This is a genomic window from Streptosporangium minutum (assembly GCF_002149035.1).
Lineage (GTDB): Bacteria > Actinomycetota > Actinomycetes > Streptosporangiales > Streptosporangiaceae > Streptosporangium > Streptosporangium minutum.
Map to the genome: position 1 here is coordinate 1 of NZ_NGFP01000533.1, position 795 is coordinate 795.

Annotated in this window: 1 pseudogene; it reads left to right on the forward strand. The window is 76.2% G+C overall.

Features of this window, described 5'->3' with window-relative positions:
- Nucleotides 1-795, forward strand: a pseudogene (locus CA984_RS46955) (hypothetical protein); the annotation flags it as partial.

Sequence of the window (795 nt, forward strand, 5' to 3'; positions counted from 1 at the left end):
CAGTACGCCCGGCCGCGCCCCGAGGACTACGCCCAGCCGCAGTACGCCGACCCCGCCACCCAGATCTCCCCCCCGCCGGACGAGCCGCGCCAGGTCGCGGCCCTCGGTCCCAACGACGTGCTCGTCGCGCGGGGCGCCGTGCCGCCGTTGGACCGGTCCCAGGACCGCGCGGCCGCCGGATACGGTCCCGGCGACGGGTACGGCTCGGCCGACGTGGTGCCGCGGGAGAACATGATCGTGGGCGACTCCCTGCCCTACGGGCAGCCGCAGCCGGTCGAGCCGCTCGGAGCCGGTCCCGCCGAGCCGCTCTACCAGATACCCGGTGACCTCTACGGGGCCCAGCAGCCCGACCCCTACGGCGTGTCCGCCCCGCAGCCGGACCCGTACGGCGTGTCCCCGCAGGCCCAGCAGCCCGACGCCTACGGCGTCTCCCCGCAGGCCCAGCAGGCCGACCCCTACGGCGTCTCCCCGCAGGTTCAGCAGCCCGATCCGTACGGCGTGTCGCCGCAGGCCCAGCAGGCCGACCCGTACGGCGTCCCCGCCCAGCAGCCGGTGGACCCGTTCGCACCCCCGGCCGCCCGGCAGCAGCCGGTGGATCCCTTCACGCCGCACGTCGAGCAGTTCCCGGCCTCCGCCCACCAGTCGCACGCCGATCCCTACGTGGCCCAGGGGCAGCAGCACTCCACCGACCCCTTCGGCTTCGCGGCCCAGCAGCAGCAGTCGGCCTACGGCGCGCAGCCCGACGGCTACGGCTACCCCGCCCCGGCCCAGCCCGATCCCTACGCCTTCGGGGCC